At 57.9% G+C, this 17,822-nt stretch carries 17 protein-coding genes; 5 read left to right on the top strand and 12 right to left on the bottom strand.

Features of this window, described 5'->3' with window-relative positions; all coding sequences use genetic code 11:
• Nucleotides 1-66: 66 nt before the first annotated feature.
• The 4 genes from MWU38_RS05860 to MWU38_RS14910 form a co-directional block, all read right to left on the bottom strand.
• Complete coding sequence (locus tag MWU38_RS05860; protein ID WP_247270879.1) at nt 67-963, bottom strand: Hsp33 family molecular chaperone HslO; 897 nt, start codon at nt 961-963, stop codon at nt 67-69.
• Between the two features lie 58 nt (nt 964-1,021).
• Nucleotides 1,022-1,960 (bottom strand): ornithine carbamoyltransferase, encoded by a 939-nt coding sequence (gene argF, locus MWU38_RS05865; protein ID WP_247270880.1) that lies wholly within the window; start codon nt 1,958-1,960, stop codon nt 1,022-1,024.
• A complete protein-coding gene (locus MWU38_RS05870; RefSeq protein WP_247270881.1) occupies nt 1,960-3,159 on the bottom strand; it encodes an aspartate aminotransferase family protein in 1,200 nt (399 codons plus the stop codon). Before MWU38_RS05870 ends, argF begins: the two co-directional genes overlap by 1 nt.
• Nucleotides 3,160-3,297: 138 nt before the next feature.
• The gene (locus MWU38_RS14910) at nt 3,298-4,071 is read right to left on the bottom strand and encodes a cold-shock protein (protein ID WP_281494539.1); all 774 of its coding nucleotides are present in this window, start codon (nt 4,069-4,071) and stop codon (nt 3,298-3,300) included.
• Nucleotides 4,072-4,370: 299 nt separating this feature from the next.
• Between MWU38_RS14910 and MWU38_RS05890 the strand changes: the two genes are divergently transcribed.
• The 4 genes from MWU38_RS05890 to MWU38_RS05905 are packed head-to-tail and all read left to right on the top strand — an operon-like array spanning nt 4,371 to nt 7,829.
• Nucleotides 4,371-4,802 carry a TIGR01244 family sulfur transferase gene (locus MWU38_RS05890; RefSeq protein WP_247270882.1) on the top strand — a complete coding sequence of 144 codons (432 nt, stop codon included), beginning with the start codon at nt 4,371-4,373 and terminating at the stop codon, nt 4,800-4,802.
• A 32-nt stretch (nt 4,803-4,834) separates the two neighbouring features.
• A complete protein-coding gene (locus MWU38_RS05895; protein WP_247270883.1) occupies nt 4,835-5,233 on the top strand; it encodes a hypothetical protein in 399 nt (132 codons plus the stop codon).
• 9 nt (nt 5,234-5,242) lie between these two features.
• Entirely contained in the window at nt 5,243-6,229 is a 987-nt protein-coding gene (locus MWU38_RS05900; RefSeq protein WP_247270884.1) for a sterol desaturase family protein, read from the top strand.
• A gap of 10 nt (nt 6,230-6,239) precedes the next feature.
• A complete protein-coding gene (locus MWU38_RS05905; RefSeq protein WP_247270885.1) occupies nt 6,240-7,829 on the top strand; it encodes a GMC family oxidoreductase N-terminal domain-containing protein in 1,590 nt (529 codons plus the stop codon).
• 150 nt (nt 7,830-7,979) lie between these two features.
• Here MWU38_RS05905 and MWU38_RS05910 read toward each other — a convergent pair whose 3' ends face one another.
• The 6 genes from MWU38_RS05910 to MWU38_RS05935 all read right to left on the bottom strand — a co-directional run bounded on the left by MWU38_RS05910 (nt 7,980) and on the right by MWU38_RS05935 (nt 13,510).
• The gene (locus tag MWU38_RS05910; protein ID WP_247270886.1) at nt 7,980-9,302 is read right to left on the bottom strand and encodes an ammonium transporter; all 1,323 of its coding nucleotides are present in this window, start codon (nt 9,300-9,302) and stop codon (nt 7,980-7,982) included.
• 18 nt (nt 9,303-9,320) lie between these two features.
• Nucleotides 9,321-9,659: a P-II family nitrogen regulator gene (locus tag MWU38_RS05915; protein ID WP_247270887.1), complete on the bottom strand. Its 339-nt coding sequence runs from the start codon at nt 9,657-9,659 to the stop codon at nt 9,321-9,323.
• A 240-nt stretch (nt 9,660-9,899) separates the two neighbouring features.
• A complete protein-coding gene (locus MWU38_RS05920) occupies nt 9,900-10,478 on the bottom strand; it encodes a pyridoxamine 5'-phosphate oxidase family protein (protein ID WP_247270888.1) in 579 nt (192 codons plus the stop codon).
• 18 nt (nt 10,479-10,496) lie between these two features.
• The gene (locus MWU38_RS05925) at nt 10,497-11,366 is read right to left on the bottom strand and encodes an alpha/beta hydrolase (protein ID WP_247270889.1); all 870 of its coding nucleotides are present in this window, start codon (nt 11,364-11,366) and stop codon (nt 10,497-10,499) included.
• 36 nt (nt 11,367-11,402) lie between these two features.
• Nucleotides 11,403-12,926, bottom strand: a complete 1,524-nt coding sequence (locus tag MWU38_RS05930; protein ID WP_247270890.1) for a peptide chain release factor 3 — start codon at nt 12,924-12,926, stop codon at nt 11,403-11,405.
• A 56-nt stretch (nt 12,927-12,982) separates the two neighbouring features.
• Nucleotides 12,983-13,510 (bottom strand): DNA starvation/stationary phase protection protein, encoded by a 528-nt coding sequence (locus tag MWU38_RS05935; protein WP_247270891.1) that lies wholly within the window; start codon nt 13,508-13,510, stop codon nt 12,983-12,985.
• A gap of 123 nt (nt 13,511-13,633) precedes the next feature.
• On the opposite strand from MWU38_RS05935, the gene MWU38_RS05940 reads away from it, so the two are divergent.
• A complete protein-coding gene (locus MWU38_RS05940; RefSeq protein WP_247270892.1) occupies nt 13,634-14,236 on the top strand; it encodes a hypothetical protein in 603 nt (200 codons plus the stop codon).
• Nucleotides 14,237-14,275: 39 nt separating this feature from the next.
• On the opposite strand, the gene pheT is transcribed toward MWU38_RS05940, so the two are convergent.
• Both pheT and pheS read right to left on the bottom strand, forming a co-directional pair.
• Nucleotides 14,276-16,675 carry a phenylalanine--tRNA ligase subunit beta gene (pheT, locus tag MWU38_RS05945; RefSeq protein ID WP_247270893.1) on the bottom strand — a complete coding sequence of 800 codons (2,400 nt, stop codon included), beginning with the start codon at nt 16,673-16,675 and terminating at the stop codon, nt 14,276-14,278.
• Complete coding sequence (pheS, locus tag MWU38_RS05950; RefSeq protein WP_247270894.1) at nt 16,672-17,772, bottom strand: phenylalanine--tRNA ligase subunit alpha; 1,101 nt, start codon at nt 17,770-17,772, stop codon at nt 16,672-16,674. The genes pheT and pheS overlap by 4 nt, the downstream gene beginning before the upstream one ends.
• Between the last annotated feature and the right edge of the window lie 50 nt (nt 17,773-17,822).

Here is a 17,822-nt window from a genome sequence, read left to right on the forward strand (position 1 = left end):
CTCGTGTCTATTCCTTGTGAGAATTTACACTTCCACGATGAGCCGTTGCTGAACAGCGACGAAATGTTAAATTGGTAGCTCAAAAGTCTTCGCACAAAATGCGCAGTCGACAGAGATGATCCCCGAATCATTGCGCATTTCGTCGCGCTCGCTTTCGGGAAATCGCGAAATGACAGAAGTATAATAGTCCGCGCTGCACCGGCACCCGCGTGACAGGGCGCTTCCCACTTGGACGCGCACCTCGTCCTCCTCATGGAGAAGGCGCCACACAAGCGTTTCGAGCGAGAGCTTCTCGTCCAACAGCTCATCGTGACCAATCGAGCCAGCCATAGTGGCAACGTGCTCCCAATCAGGGTGATCCATGCGCACGTGCAGACGCTCGCGCCCCTCTTCGCCGTCAGCAAGATGCTGAACCAAAAGGCCCGCAGCAACCCCGCCCCTGCCGCCGGAACGGCTGGCGACACGGATGAGCGTCGGAATCTGTTCTGACTGGCTGAAATAGGATTCGCACGCTTGAGCGAGGCCATCCCCCTCGAGTGGCACAATCCCCTGATAGCGCTGACCTGCACCGGTCTCGAACGTGATCGCCAGATACCCTTCACCAAACAATGCAGGCAGAGTGGGATTGGCTCCTAGCTCTGCGAGACGTTCGGCGTCGAACTCGGCGTAGCCGCGCAAGTCGCCCCCGCGATAATCACAAACAAGAAGCGAGACTGCGCCCACTTTCGTGTGTGCTTGCATGGTGAGTTGCGCATCGTCGCCCTCGGATTTGAGAAGGCCACCCATAAGCGCAGTGAGCACAAGCGCTTCTTCGAGCAGATGAGTGACGGGAGGAGGGTAGTCGTGTGCGGCAAGCACCTCATCAACTACGCGGTCGAGGCGCACCAAGCGACCGCGTGCATTGCGGCCGGGCACTGTGAAGCCAAGGATTTTGTCGGCGAAGGTTTCAGCTGTTGCGTTCATCGCGGCTGTATATGGTAGCTAAGAGGCGTTTCGATAAGACCCGAGCCTCAAACAAGGATCAACCCAGCCTGTCAAAGCACCACAAAAGCACGGATTTTTGCGCGTGGATGCGATTTTCCGCTTCGTCGAAGACCACCGACTGGTCGCTTTCGAAGACGCTTTCGCTAACCTCTTCCCCGACATGTGCCGGAAGGCAGTGCAGAAAAAGCGCATCAGGCTTTGCTAGCGCCATCAGGTCCTCGTTCACCTGAAACGGCTCCATAGCGCGACGTTTCTCGTCCGCGTCGGCCTGACCCATCGAAATCCAGGTGTCGGTCACAAGCACATCGGCACCCGTGGCCGCCTCATTTGCGGAATTCGTCAAGGTTACAGTGGCACCACCTGCGCGGGCCATATCGACAAATTCGGGCGAAGGCTCAAAGCCGGCAGGGGTCGCAACGCGAACGTTGAATTTCATCAAGCCTGCTGCCTCGAGCACCGAGTGCAAGACATTGTTGCCATCGCCGAACCATGCGAGTTCCAAACCGGGCAGCGATTTGCCGTGCTCGATCACGGTGAGAAGATCGGCGACAATCTGACACGGATGCGAACGGTCGGTCAGCCCATTAATCACAGGCACACTGGCATGACGCGCCATTTCCTCGATCTTGGCGTGATCGTCGGTCCGCAGCATGATCGCATCGACCATGCGGCTGAGCACGCGGGCGGTGTCAGCTATCGTTTCTCCCCGGCCAAGCTGGCTGGACCCGGCTTCGAGGATCAACACCGTTCCACCCAATTGCCGCATGGCAATATCGAAGCTCACCCGGGTCCGGGTCGAGTTCTTCTCGAATACCAGGGCGAGAACGCGCCCGGCCAAGGGCTGATCAGCATCGGCCCGGCCTTTGGGCAGGTCGATACGCGCCTCTTTCCGGTCGATCGCATCTGCAATCATCGCGGCAATTGCGTCAGGCCCGGCATCGCCAAGGTCGAGAAAATGGCGGAATTCGAAGGCCATCACGCAGCTTCCGGCACTTTGTAGCTTGCAGCACCTGCCGAAAGCTTATCGAAGAACTCTTCGATTTCTGCATCTTCGATAACAAGCGGTGGGATAATCCGAAGCGTGTTGTCACCTGCCGCAACCGTAAGCAGCTGGTGATTGTCGCGCAGGTGCACAAAGAAAGGCCGGCTTTCGACCTTCATCTTGATGCCCAGCATCAATCCCTTGCCGCGAACAAGCTCGAAAAGATCGGGGTAGTTGCCGATGAATTGCTCGAGCCGCGTGCGGATGCGCTCGCCCTTCTCCGCAACATTATCAAGAAATTCGGGGTTTGCGACTGCGTCAAGAACCGCGCTTCCTGCTGCCATGGCAAGCGGGTTACCGCCATAGGTCGAGCCGTGGGTTCCAAAGGTCATCCCGCGGGCCGCTTTCTCGGTTGCAAGGACAGCGCCCAGAGGAAAGCCGCCACCAAGCCCTTTTGCTGTCGCAACGATATCTGGTTCGATGCCATAGTGCTCATAGGCATACATTTTCCCTGTACGAGCGACCCCGCACTGCACTTCGTCGAGGACCAGCATGAGGTCGTGCTCATCGGCAAGCTCGCGCAGACCCTTCATGAAGGCATCGGAAGCAGGGCGAATGCCGCCCTCCCCTTGGATCGGTTCGACGAGAAATCCTGCCGTGTGGGGGCCCATCAATGCCTTGACCGATTCCAAATCATCAAACTCGGCATATTTGAAGCCATCAAGGAGCGGCGAGAAGCCGTGGTGCATTTTGGTCTGGTTGGACGCGCTGATCGTGGCCATGGTGCGCCCGTGAAAAGCGTTTGCAAAGGTGATCAGCTCAAACCGTTCCGGATTGCCAGCATCGCCGGCATTTTGATGATAGGCGCGCGCTGCCTTAATCGCGCCCTCAACCGCTTCAGCACCTGAATTGGTGAAGAAAACGGTGTCGGCAAAGCTTGCGTCCACCAATTGCTGCGCCAGCTTTTCCCCTTGCGGGCTGCCATACAGGTTCGAAACATGCATGAGTTCGGCCGCCTGGTTCTGAATCGCTTTGATCAATCCTTCATGCGAGTGTCCGAGCAGGTTCACCGCAATCCCGCTGGCAAAGTCCAGATAGCGCGTGCCATCCTCATCGATCAGGTGGCAATGGTCGCCCTTCACCGGACGGACTCCGCACCGTGGGTAAACTGGCATGAGCGGCGATATCGTCATATTCTCTTTTCCTGGATTTTGAGTGCGCATCAAAAACAATAGGGCCAAAAGCAAATGGCGGCCCATGAATGAGCCGCCATGCAAAAAATTTCAAGGCAGCTCGAACACTTGGTCAAACGGCCTGAATGGTGAAGGAGGCTACTCCTGCACTGGCACCAGATTGACTGCTGAATACTTGCCTCGTCGATCAACTTCGAGGTCGAACTCGAAGCGTTCACCTTCGGCGATCTCTGAGAGGCCAGAGCGTTCAACGGCGCTGATGTGCACAAATGCATCCGGCTGGCCATCGTCGCGCACCAGGAAGCCAAAGCCCTTCATCGAGTTGAAGAACTTGACCGTTCCGGTCGCCTTGTCACCGGTCAGCTCACGCTTTGGCGCAGCGGCAGCCTGTGGTGCTTCGATGACGTCGCCAACAACCTGGAGATCTTGCGCGGAAATCTTGCCACCACGGTCGACCAGATTGAACTCGAGCTCCTGGCCTTCAGCGAGGCCCTCAAGCCCAGCACGCTCGACCGCGCTGATGTGAACGAACACGTCCTCACCGCCAGTTTCCTGCTGAATAAAGCCGAAGCCTTTTTGACCGTTGAAAAATTTTACCGTGCCTTTGCCGGTGCCGACAACTTGAGCGGGCATGCGGTTGAAACCGCCGCCGCCGCCGCCGCGAGGGCCACCGCCCCCACCACCACGTGGGCCGCCACCAAAGCCGCCGCGATCACGGTCACCGCCGCCGAAACGGTCTCCACCGCCTCCGCCGCCATAACGATCGCCGCCGCCGAAGCGGTCTCCACCACGGTCATTTCCGAAATCGCGCGGGGGCTTATAGCCGTCGCCGCCGCCAAATGGATCGAAGCCGTCCTCGCCGAAACCATCGCGCTTGTCCCGACCGCGTCGACGTCCCCTATCGTATCCCATAACTGAGCAATTACCTTATCACGCTGCCCAAATTCACGAACGCTGACAGCGGGGGCAACGAGCCGCGCCAAACGTTTGCGGCGCAATCAAGAATCTGATTGTGCCTCTTTCTCGTCCCACCATAGCGCACATAAGGCCGCTATGCGAATGATTTAAACTCATTATGGTTTATGCCGCCCAAGTGTGACAGGTTCAAGCAACATCATTGCTTGTCAAATCCATGCAGCAAGACAGCAAAACCCAGCTTTTGCGAGAAATCACGGGCTGGATCAAAGACGCGAAACAGGAGCCTAACTACTGTGCCCAATTTTAAAGCCCTTTCTCAAGATGTATTCGCCAGTGAGCAGATTACGCTCCCCGATGTGACGGCAGCAAAGGCGGCGGGAATCAAGACAATCGTCAACAATCGTCCAGACGGGGAAGAGCCAAGCGCCCCTCAAAGCGCCAATGTCGAAGCAGAAGCCACGGCAGCAGGCCTCGCCTATGTTGCTGTTCCAATTGGACATTCCGGCTTTAGCGAACAACAGGTTGATGCCATGGTCGGGGTTCTGGAAAACGCAGAAGGGCCTGTTCTTGCCTATTGCCGGTCGGGCACCCGTTCGACCTTCCTTTGGGCTCTGGCCAAGGCCAAGATGGGTGATGACCCCGATCAGATTACGCAGGCAGCCATGTCGGCTGGTTATGATGTAAGCCCGATCCGCCCGATGATGGATATGCTGGCGGCGCGCTGAAACGCGCGTTCCGGGATTTAGCCTTGCTTACGATGGATATTCCCCCTCTCCTCGTGCAGTTCGCAGGGTCGCTGATTGCGATCCTTGCGCTTTATGCCCTTGCCCGCGCCATGCGACTGGGCGGCGAGCGCGTGCTTGAGAATGACGAATCGGTGAAATCGGTTGCGACCGAGGTAGAAGACGGTTTCGAGGCGCGGCGCGTCGCCATTGCCAGAGGCGGCTTGGCGGCGCTTGCATCGGATGATGAAGGAAGGATCATGCTGATCAAACGTCACGGCAATCAGTTCGCGGGCCGCATTTTATCAAGCGATGCGCGCGTGAGCGAGGAAGTCGATGCGATCATCGTTACCTGCGGCGACCCCCGCTTTGGCCCTGTTCGCCTTTCGCTTGATAAGCCTGCGACTTGGGTCGATGCAATCAACCGGCTATAGACACGCGTAATGCCAGACTTTTCACCCACCCAATATGCGGTCCCCTTGTTCGTGGTCGCAGTGCTCGCCGAGATGGTGTGGGCGCGGTTCCGGCGGCCAGAGGCCTATGAGCCGATGGACACCCTGGTCAGCCTCGCCTTTGGCCTTGGCTCAACCATAGCTGGTGCTCTGTTCGGCGGATTGGCAGCATATGTATTTATCGAGGCATATGAATACCGAATCTTCGATATGGGGGATCAGTGGTGGGCCATCTGGTGGGCTTGGCCTCTATGCTTCGTGCTGGATGATCTCAAATACTACTGGGTCCACCGCGCCGGGCACCGTATCCGTTGGATGTGGGCAAGCCATGTGAACCATCATTCCTCGCAGCACTATAATCTCTCCACTGCTCTCAGACAAAGTTGGACGGGTGCTTTCACCTTCGGCTTGCTGTTTGCGATTCCTTTGGTGCTGCTGGGCTTTCACCCGGTGATGATCGCAATCTGCGGCGGGTTTAACCTCATTTACCAATTCTGGATCCACACCGAGGCGATCGACCGCATGCCGAAGTGGTTTGAGGCGGTGATGAACACGCCCAGCCACCATCGCGTCCACCACGCGACCAACCCGCGCTATCTCGATCGAAATTACGCAGGCGTTTTCATCATCTGGGACAAGATGTTCGGCACCTTTGAACCCGAACAACGCACCGATGAAGGCGGCGAACCCATTCGTTACGGGATTGTAAAACAGCTTGGCAGTTTCAATCTGTTCTACGCGGTTTTCCATGAATGGATCGGCATGGTGAGCGACATCTGGCGCGCGCCCTGGAGGCATAAGCTGTCTTATCTGCTGCGCGAACCGGGCTGGTCTCACGACGGTAGCCGCGAGACTTCCGACACGATCCGCGCACGCTGGCAACAGCGTCAGAGGGGCACCTTGCCTGTCGAAGCAAAGCCAGTGGCTGATCAAAACCTGATTGCAGGCTCTGCCGAAGCTGCTAACTCTCCTATGTGAAGGAGAGATCATGGAGAGTTTTGACTACATCGTCATTGGCGGTGGCAGTGCAGGTAGCGCTGTAGCTGGACGTCTGGGCGTAGATGGGACACGGCGGGTTTGTTTGTTGGAAGCGGGCGGCCGCAACGACAACGTGTTCATCAAGACGCCGGGCTTCATGCCCTTCATCCGCAATTCGTCGAACTACAAATTTGAAACCGTCCCTCAAGAGGGGTTGAACGGCCGGATCGGATATCAGCCGCGCGGGCGCGGCCTCGGTGGTTCTTCCGCAATCAACGCGATGGTCTATATCCGCGGCAATCGCTGGGACTATGATAACTGGGCCGCGATGGGCTGCACCGGCTGGAGCTACGACGATGTCCTGCCCTATTTCCGCAAGGCCGAAAGCAACGAGCGCGGCGCGGATGATTATCACGGCGCCGGCGGGCCGCTCTTCGTCTCCAACCAGCGCGGGGTAAACCCGGCCAGCGGAGCCTTTGTCGAGGCAGCAGCCGAGCTTCAGTTGAAGCGCAATGACGATTTTAACGGTGAGACACAGGAAGGGTTTGGCCTGTATCAGGTGACACAGCGTGATGGCGAACGCTGGTCCGCGTCCCGCGCCTATGTCGAGCCCATTCGCGAGCAAGGCAATATCGACATCCGCACGAACACCCTGGTCGAAAAGCTCGTGATCGAAGAGGGCCGTGTTACCGGTGTGCAAATCCGGCGCGGCAAAAAGTCCGAGGTGCTGCACGCAACCAAAGGCGTTGTTCTGTCAGCAGGCGCTTTCAATTCGCCACAGATCCTGATGCTTTCGGGTATTGGCCCTGCCGGCCACCTCAGGGAACACAATATCGACGTGGTGTTGGACAAGCCCGCTGTGGGCTCCAACCTGCAAGATCACATCGACTACGTGTCCGGCTGGGAAACCGAAAGCGATGTTCCGATTGGCGGAACGCTCAAAGGTACGCTCAAGATGGCCGCCGCTATCCTTGAACATCGTCGCAGTCGCACCGGTCCAATGACCACGCCTTATGCAGAGGGCGGCGGGTTCTGGACAGTCAGCGACGGCGCGCCTGCTCCTGATGTGCAATGGCATTTTGTGCCGGCGGTTCTGGAGGATCATGGGCGCGAGAAAGTGAACACCCATGGCTTTTCACTCCACGCCTGTGTGCTTCGTCCCGAAAGCCACGGCACAGTCCGGCTCGGCTCAAACGATGCTGCGGCAGCGCCGGTGATTGATCCCAATTTCCTTGACGACGATCGCGACATCGCTGTTTTGCGCGGCGGGGTCCGGCTGTCTCATCGGATTGTTGATGCACCGGCAATGCAAGCCTTTGGCCCCACTGACCGACATCCCATCAACCTCGATGATGATGATGAGCTCAATCAATTGATCCGCGAGCGCGCGGACACCGTCTATCACCCCGTAGGCACCTGTCGCATGGGCGGCGATGACGATGCGGTGGTTGACCCAACGCTGAAAATGCGCGGGCTGGACGGGCTTTGGATTGCGGATGCGAGCGTCATGCCCAAGCTGGTCAGTGGCAACACAAATGCGCCATCGATAATGATTGGCGAACGCTGCGCCGACTTCATCAAGGCCGCCGAAACCGCCTAACCCATATCATCTGAGACATAAAAAAGAGGCCGGAGCGTTTCTCGCGCTCCGGCCTTCATGAGTTTGTTCGTTCGCAGGAGGAACGTCGGTTGGCGCAAGGAAGGGAGAGAGAGGAGAGAGGTCCTTCCCTGCGCCAAACTGTTTGCGCTCTTACCGAGCGAATTCAGGATAGGCTTCGACGCCGATTTCGGCCTTATCGAGCCCCATCATCTCGTCTTCTTCCGAAGGACGCAGACCGATGGTGAACTTGAGAGCGAGCCAGACGACAGCCGATGCAGCCGAGACCCAGACAGCGGTGAGAAGAACACCGACCAACTGACCCATGAAGGTCGCATCACCCGTCCAGGCAACGATCAGCGTACCCCAGATACCTGCAACGAGGTGAACAGGGATTGCGCCGACAACGTCGTCGATCTTGAACTTGTCGAGCAGCGGAACGGTGAAGACCACGATCACGCCGCCGATGCCGCCGATAAGGATCGATTGACCCACGGTTGGCGCAAGAGGCTCAGCCGTAATCGAAACAAGGCCAGCCAGCGCGCCGTTAAGCGCCATGGTAACGTCCGCTTTCTTATAGAGAACCTGCGTCAGGATGATCGCAACGACCACACCGCCGGCTGCTGCCATGTTGGTGTTGACGAAGATCTTCGAGACGTCAGAGGCATCGCCCACAGTGCCCATCGCAAGCTGCGATGCACCGTTAAAGCCGAACCAACCGAGCCACAGGATGAAAGTGCCCAGCGTTGCAAGCGGAATGTTCGCGCCCGGGAAAACGTTCACTTTGCCGTCTGCACCATAGCGGCCTGCACGTGCGCCGATGATGATCGCGCCGACAAGAGCTGCCCAGCCACCGGTTGAGTGGACGAGGGTAGAACCAGCGAAGTCGCTGAAGCCATGGACGCTATCAAGATAGCCGCCGCCCCACTCCCAGCTGACAACAACTGGATAGATGATGCCGGTGAGAACAGTTACGAAGATGAAGAACGGAACGATCTTCACACGCTCTGCTACCGTGCCCGAAACAATCGAAGCGGTGGTTGCGCAGAACACCATCTGGAAGAACCAGTCTGAAGCGACCGAATAGCCGGTTTCAGTGTCCGCCGAGCCGACGCCTTGCATTGCATAAGGAAAGCCAGCCACGCCAAAGAGGCCAAGCGACCCTTCGGCAAAACCCGGATAAGCGATCGAATAACCGATCACCCAGAACATCAAACCGGCAATCGAATAAAGGCCGATATTCTTGATGCACTGCGTTGATGTGTTCTTTGCGCGGACAAGGCCAGCTTCGAGCATGGCAAAGCCAGCGGCCATCCACATCACGAGGAAGCCGCCGATCAAGAACAGCAGAGTATTGAAAATGTAAGCCGTGCCAGCGGAAACGGCTTCCGCATCTGGCGCGGCAGCCATGGCTGGCTGTGCGATAAGAGCGCTTGCACCAAGAAGTGCTGCGCCTTTTAGGAGAGGTGATTTCATGAGCCTGTTCCCCAAGACTTAAAGTGCGGTTTCGCCAGCTTCGCCCGTGCGGATGCGCGTGGCGGAGGCGAGGTCGAGAACGAAGATTTTGCCGTCCCCGATAGCCTCGGTGTTGGCGGTCTGCTGGATGGTTTCGACCACTTGGCCAGCGATTTCATCGCTCACTGCAATCTCAAGTTTCACCTTGGGCAGCATGTTGGTGGAGTATTCTGCGCCACGGTAGATTTCGGTCTGACCTTTCTGACGGCCAAACCCCTTGACCTCGGATACAGTCATTCCAGCGACCCCGATGGTTCCAAGCGCTTCGCGCACCTCATCGAGTTTGAATGGTTTTATGATGGCGATGATGAACTTCATCCTTGCCCCCTTTTGTAGGTTTCGGCCGGCCATTCCGGCTCACCTCCGATGGGAGCAAAGAGCGTGCCATTTTCGCGCGAAGGCAATTTTCGCTAGGGAATCCGCCTGAATCCGCGTTCACGGCTCAGACCAATTGTGCACCTGCACAAAATTGTGTGCCCTATTTTTAATCTTTTGGTTATTTTTTAGGCAGCGTCGATTGTTTCGGCCTGGATTTGCGCAATGTGCGTAACAATTTAATCAATCTGATCGCTCGCCAGCAATATATCGGTTTGTCGCGCGAGTGGTCAGTCCATCGATGCTCGACGTTCGACCGGCCACCTTTGCCTCCCACTCGGCCGGATCAGCTTGGCGGTGAGCCTTTTGAAGCGTCTCGCGTTCACCCTCGAGGCTCATGAACGGGACACCCCACCCGCACGATGTCTGTACGCTTTCTACATCAATGACGAAAATCTGCCTTGTGCCCGGCAAAAGAGTGAAACCGGCGGCAAGCGCACTCCATTCCTCATCCTGCGGCAGGACCGGGCGCCCCTTGCCGTAGATGCGCAGTATAAGGGCGGGCTGCTGGAAGTTGCAGAACATGATGGTGATGCGGCCCCTGTCGGGCTGATCCGCCATCAAATGGGCGTGGGTTTCGTTGCCCGAACCGCCCAAGTCGAGATAGGCAACCTGAGTGGGCGTGAGCACCCGGAACGCATCGTAGCCCTTGGGGCTCAGGTTGATGCGTCCATCGCTGGCAGCAGTTGCGACGAAAAACACCGGTTGCTGCACGATCATGGCTGTGTGTTTTTCGTTCAGTGCCTCGAAGAATTCAGCCATATCAATATGCTCCAACCGCTAGAGAAAGTCGCGCAGCACGCCCATGAATTTGTCAAACTGATCATGGTGCAGCCAGTGCCCTGCATTTTCGAATTCGATCACGCTGGCGGTGTTGAAATGTTCAAGACGCCCATCTTTTTCAGGATTGGATGCCCAGCTCTTCTCGCCGTAAAGCAGCAGCGTTGGACATGTAATCGCGCCCCACATCGCCTCCATGAATTCATCAGCCACATCTTCCACCTGCCACACGTTGAGGTGCGGATCGAACTTCCAGCTGTAGGTGCCGTCCTCGTTACGGTTGACGCCGTGGATGGTGAGATGCCGGGCCTGCTCTTTTGTGAGGTAGGAGTTTTCCTCGATCATTCGCGCAAATGCAGCCTCGATGCTTTCATATTTGCGCGGGGTCCGCCCTGCGGCTTTGCGCTTCTTTTCGATCCATTCGCGCATGCGTTCGGGGTATGGCGTCTGGCGCTGCTCTTCTTTCCATTCCGGAGAGGGACCAAGACCTTCGATTGCAACCAGTTTGGTCACCATATCGGGGAGCATGGCTGTGTATCGCAGGGCGACATTGCCTCCCATTGAGTGAGAAACGATGGTTACAGGACCCCGGCCCAGTTGGTGCACAAGCTGCGCCAGGTCATAGACCATATCGTTCGAGGTGTAATTGCCGTCCGAAACCCAGTCGCTGTCGCCGTGACCGCGATGGTCCATCGCGACCACGTGGTAGTCTTTGGCAAGTTCCTGGGCCGCCCAATCCCAGCTGCGCGCATGATCGCGCCCGCCGTGCACAAGCACCAGAGGCGGCGCGTCGTGGTTGCCCCAATCGACATAATTCAATTTGAGGCGCTGTGAGATGAAGCTTTGGGAAGTGGGGCCTGTTTGGGTCATGCAACCCCAATGCCGCGAACGGCCAAGCCTCGCAAGTTACCTTTCCTTTGTGGCGGAAAAAGTAAGCTCGGGGTTCTTTTCAACCTGATAATTCACGTCCCACGGGCTCTTGGCCATGAACACCAGGTCTCCATCGCGGTCACGCGCAAGGTTTGCGCGGTTGAAGCTTTCAAAATCATCGAGGGCTTTCGCATCGCCCTTGAGCCAACGCGCAGTGGCGAACGGCGACGCTTCAAGCGCCGCTTCCACCTTATATTCTGCGGAAAGCCGCGAAATGAGCACTTCTAACTGAAGCTGGCCGACAACGCCGACGATATGTTGCGCGCCGATCTCGGGATAGAAAACCTGTATGACGCCCTCTTCCGAAAGATCGTCCAGGGCCTTGCGCAATTGTTTGGTCTTGGTCGGATCTTTCAATTGCACCCGCCGCAAGATTTCCGGCGCAAAGTTTGGCAGCCCCGTGAACCTCAGCTGGTTCTTCTCCGACAGCGTATCGCCCACACGCAATGTGCCGTGGTTGGGAATGCCGATGATATCGCCTGCCTCTGCAGTGTCCGCAATCTCGCGATCCTGCGCGAAAAACAGGATGGGCGAATGGATCGCAATCGGCTTGCCCAAACCCGACGGCGTCAGCTTCATGCCGCGTTTAAACGTGCCCGACACCTGACGCATAAAAGCGATGCGATCCCGGTGGTTCGGATCCATGTTCGCCTGCACCTTGAAGATGAAGCCGGTGACTTCATTATGATCGGGCTCGACCCGCTCTTCGCCTGCGGGCTGGGAACGGGGTGGCGGCGCGAAATCGGCGATGGCTTCGATCAGTTCGGTAACGCCGAAATTCTTGAGCGCAGAACCGAAATAGACAGGCGTCAAATCGCCATTGCGATAGGCTTCCAAGTCGAATTCGGGATAGCCGATCTTGGCCAGTTCGACGTTTTCGGCGACCTCTTCGGGTAGGTCGAAGTCTGCAACCCGCTTGCCTTTGAACTCGCGCGATGGCCCCTCAGGCACGACCACTTCGCCGCTCGCAAAGTCGAGAATGCCCTGAAATTCGCCGCCCATGCCCACCGGATACATTTGCGGCGACACGTCGAGTGCAAGCATGTCGGCAATCTCGTCGAGCAGCTCGAAGACCGGCCGACCTTCGCGGTCGACCTTGTTGACGAAGGTGATGATCGGAACGGAACGAAGGCGGCAAACCTCGAAGAGCTTGCGCGTCTGCGGCTCGATACCCTTGGCCGCGTCAATCACCATCACCGCCGAGTCCACGGCGGTCAGCGTGCGATAGGTATCTTCAGAAAAGTCCTCGTGCCCCGGCGTATCGAGCAGGTTGAACGTGACGCCGTCGCGCTCAAACGTCATAACCGATGAGGTAACGGAAATCCCGCGCTGCTGCTCGATCTTCATCCAGTCAGAGCGCGCACGCCGCTGGTCGCCGCGCGCCTTCACCTCACCCGCAAGGTGGATCGCGCCGCCTTGCAAGAGGAGCTTTTCGGTGAGCGTCGTCTTACCGGCGTCAGGGTGCGAGATGATCGCGAAAGTGCGGCGATTGGAAGTCATGGTGGCGCGCGGCTACCAGCCACCCGCCCCATGGTCTAGCTAAATGTGGGGTACGCTCAGCGCATGTGCGCGCCAAGGAGCCACATCTGCTTGTCGATCAAAGTTGTGACTTCGATCAGCATATCCTGTGTCACCGGATCATCGCCTACAGTTCCGATCCGCGTGCCCAAACGGTCCGACACCGTTTTGAGCTGTCCAGCAAGCATGGCAACCGCTTCAACATCGCGAATTTCGCTCGCTCGCATTTCAGTTAATTGCGCGCGCTCACCGATGCTGCTGGGTCGGCCATCGGCAGGATAGCCCAGCTGGCGCGACCGCTCTGCGATCGAGTCGACCAGCGGGCCGTACGCTTCATAAAAATGCCCGAGAAGATCGTGCACCTGATAGAATTCCTCACCAACAGCATTCCAATGCGCCTGCTGGGTATTGTGCGACAGCGCGATAAGCTCGGCCAACGTCGCATCGAGAGCTTGCTGCGAGGCCGGGCGCTCTGCTTGCGACAGTGCGACTGGCTCCGACTGGGCGTGGGCGCTGACTGGAATGAGGGCGAGCGAAAGGGATGCCGCAATTGCGGGTTTCATCATGAAAAGTCTCCGTGTTTTGAGTTCTTCAAAAAGACTGTTCACGCGGCCAATCGTTCCATTAGCCTCGTTTTAAAGGTCTTGCGCCAATTACAGCACCGGATTCTGAAATCGAAGGTTCAATAGATGAAATTTCGCGCACTTGTTCTTGCCAGCATTGGAGCCTTGGCTCTTGCAGCCTGCGGGCAATCGGGCACCTATTACGAAAAGTCGCCCGAACAGGTGATGAAAGCGATTGAAAAAGTGCGCGTCCCAACAGCGTTAATGGGGCGCAGCATCAATAACTTTCGGGTGTCACGCCCACTCGACGATACGGTTCTGATTGTCCTCACCGATTCACGCGGCAAAGAGCTTTATCGCATCGTCAATCAGGTGGAGGCCGATGGCGCCGGCTCGCGCGTCATCACTCAAGCACAGACCCCTGATGGTAAGGCGCTGAATGCAAAGCTGGACAGCCATCACGCCAATATGATGAACCAGTTCACCAATGAAATCGTCGCATCCGCCATTGAAGGGCGTTCATTCGATATGATGTTCGCAACCAACCCTGCTGCCAAAGCCATGATTGGAAACAATCCGGAGATGCAGACTCACATCCAGGCATCAAACGAGGCCATGCTCGCCATTTCCGAGATGGAGCAAGATATCGAGCAGATGAGGTTCGAGAAGAAATACGGCGATGATTGGGGCAAGTCCGCTGGCAGCGAACAAGGTGGCTGGGGCAACTAAACGCCCCAGGCCGACCGGTCCAAATACCAGCTCGCCCGATCAACCGCGCAGTTCTGCTCCGACTTTTTCCGCAGCAGTAACAACCGTATCAGCGATGGCTTTGAGTTCCTTGTCCTTGAAGCTCTTTTCCTGCGGCTGAAGCGTCACTTCGATCGCGATGGATTTCTTGCCCTCGGGTACACCTTCGCCCGTGAACACGTCGAAGACGCGCGCGGCGGTGATGTTCGTCTTATCCGATCCGCGCACCGTTTTGAGCAAGTCTTCGGCGGCAAGGTCAGCGGGCACGAGGAATGCGAAGTCGCGTGTCACCTCTTGCAGCGCAGGCGGCGTGAAGCTCGGGCGGGCGAAACTTACGGGACCTTTGCTCGCCTTCTTCGCGGGGATCGCGTCGAGGAAAAGCTCGACCGCTGCGACGGGCCCATCCATATCAAACGCCTTGAGCGTTGCCGGGTGGATCATGCCAAACCGTGCGAGCACGTTCTTCGGCCCAAGGCGCAGGGTTGCCGATTGGCCGGGGTGGAACTGTTCGCCAGCCTCGCCCATCACCATCAACCGAGCGGTTGGAGCGCCCGCGGCCTCAAGCAGAGTTATCGCTGCGGCTTTGGCGTCATAGGCATCAAAGCTCGTCGCCTTGCCATTCGCCCAGCCGCGCTGCGTCTTCTCGCCAGCGAGTACCACGCCAAGGGTCGCACGCTCATCGCTCGCGTCGCCTTTGCCTTTGAAATAGCGACGGCCAAGTTCGAACACGCGGGTCACGCCCGCGCCACGGTCGGCATTGCGTTTCGCCGCCAGCAAAAGCCCCGGGATAAGCGAGGGACGCATGACTTTCATGTCCTCGCTGATCGGGTTGCTCAGCTTCCAGAGGTCATCTGTAGCCGTGAAATGTTCGGCCACGTCCTCAGGCAGGAACGACCAGGTGATCGCTTCATCGAGCCCACTGCCAGCCGCAGCCCGGCGCAATTTGCGCTCAAGCATTTGCTGGGGGCTGGCGGTCGGACGCGCTACACCATCGACGCGCGGCAGAGCGACGCTTTCGACTTTATCAAGGCCGTGGATACGCACGACCTCTTCGACCAGGTCCGCAGGTCCCTCGATATCATTGCGGCGAAGCGGGCAAGTGACCTGCCAATCATCCGCAACCTCAAAGCCAAGCTTTTCAAGGATTGCACGCTGCTCGTCGTCGGCGACCTCCACGCCGCCAAGGCGTTTGGTCAGGCCGGTGTCGAAAGCGACAATCTTCGCCTCGCTTGGCGGCGATCCAGCGCGGATTGCTTCGCTAGCCGTGCCGCCGGCAAGTTCGACGATCAGGCCCGTCAGAAGGTCAAGCCCCTCGTCCAGAAACTCAGGGTCAACTCCGCGTTCAAAGCGCGTGCGCGCATCGGTCGCAAGGCCGAGCTTTCGGCCCGTCACGCCGGTCGTGGCGGGGTCGAAGAACGCGATTTCGAGAAGAACGTCGGTGCTGTCGTCCTGTACGCCCGTTTCTTCACCGCCCATAATGCCGCCGATGCCTACGACCTTCGCCTCATCGGCAATCGCGGTCATGGTGTCATCGAGCGTATAGGTCTTCTCGTTCAAGGCGAGCAGTTCCTCACCCGTCTCCGCCTTGCGCGCACAAAGCGAGCCTTGCAGTTTTGCAAGGTCATAAACGTGCGCAGGACGCCCAAAGGCGAGCATCAGATAATTGGTAAGGTCAACGAGCAGCGAGATCGGCTTTTGCCCCGCAGACTTCAAACGCTGTTGCAGCCAGTCGGGCGATGGACCGTTTGTAACGCCCTTGATCACGCGGCCATAGAAGGCAGGACAGCCTTCGGGATCATCCGTTCTCACCTCGACCGGGCAGTCACCGGAAGCGTCGAAAGATGGAATTGCGACAGGCTTGAGCGTGCCAAGGCCGGCCGCCGCCAGATCGCGTGCAATCCCATAAATGCCCATGCAATCAGGGCGATTGGGCGTGATGGCAACGTCGATAATCGGTGAGGAGCCTTGATAATCGGCAAAGCTGTGACCGACGCTCGCATCGTCAGGCAGTTCTATGATCCCGTCATGATCTTCGCCCAAATCAAGCTCGCGCGCAGAACACATCATGCCGGTGCTCTCGACACCGCGAATGGCGGCTTTGCGAAGCTCCATGCCGTTTGATGGCACCACTGCGCCGGGAAGGCCAAGTACGCCTTTCATCCCTGCGCGTGCATTGGGCGCGCCGCACACCACCTGCACCGGATCACCTTCGCCGGTATCGACGCTGAGCACCTGAAGCTTGTCCGCATCGGGGTGCTTTTCCGCTGTCAAAACATGGGCAACGCGGAAACCAGCGAGGCTTTCGGAAGGATCTTCGACGCCCTCAACCTCAAGCCCGATTGCGTTCAACGCATCGGTGATTTCCTGAAGGCTCGCTTCGGTTTCGAGGTGGTCTTTCAACCATGTGATCGAGAACTTCATGGGCGCACTCCCACACCTGCGGAAAGCGTCGGTTGATCGAATGGTGAAAAGCCGTAGTGGGCGAGCCAGCGCGGATCGCCGTCAAAGAAAGCGCGCAAATCGTTCATTCCGTATTTCAACATGGCAATGCGGTCGATGCCGAGGCCAAAGGCGAACCCTTGATATTTGTCGGCATCGATCCCTGCGAATTCTAGTACGCGGCGATTGACCATGCCGCTGCCGCCCAATTCCATCCAGTCGTGGCCATCATCGTCGCCATGGCCACCCACGACACGGCGGTCGCCTTCGTTGGAGTAGCCTACATCGACCTCGACCGAAGGTTCCGTGAAGGGGAAGTAGGAGGGGCGAAGACGCAGGACGATGTCTTCGCGCTCGAAGAAGGCTTTGAAGAATGTCTCCAGCGTCCATTTAAGGTGGCCGAGGTGAATGTCCTCATCCACCACGAGCCCTTCGACCTGATGGAACATCGGCGTGTGGGTCGCATCGGAATCGGAGCGATACACACGGCCCGGCGCGATCAGGCGAATGGGCGCGCCTTGTTCTTTCATCGACCGGATCTGCACCGGCGATGTGTGGGTGCGCAGCAACATGGAGGCCCCGTCAGATGCCTTGTCCGGGAAATAGAACGTATCGTGCATCGCGCGCGCGGGATGGCTTTCATCCATGTTGAGCGCGGTGAAATTGTGCCAGTCGTCCTCAATCTCGGGACCAGTTGCCACCGAAAAGCCTAGATCAGCGAATATCTCTGCAAGTTCGTCCATCACCTGGCTTACCGGGTGGATGGAACCCTTGGGTTGTTCAGGCGCTGGAAGCGTCAGGTCAATCGTCTCGGCTGCCAGCTGCGCTTCAAGAGCGGATGCCTCGAGCTTCGCCTTCTTCGCCTCAATCGCCTCGGCCACTTCGCCGCGCACGGCCTGGATCGCGGGCGCTGCCTCTTTGCGCTCGTCCGGGCCCATTTGCCCGAGCGTCTTGAGCGCCAGGCTCACCCAGCCTTTTTTGCCGAGTGCAGCAACGCGCTGCTCCTCGAGCGCATCAAGGGTCGGGCTTGCTTTGATTGCCGCAAGGGCGGATTGTTTCTGATCTGTCAGTTCGGTCATCAAATCTGCTTTCAATAAGCCGCGTCCGCTAGCGAGATTTGCGCAGCGAT

This window comes from Qipengyuania sp. S6317L1, assembly GCF_023015615.1.
In the GTDB taxonomy this organism is placed as follows: Bacteria; Pseudomonadota; Alphaproteobacteria; order Sphingomonadales; family Sphingomonadaceae; genus Erythrobacter.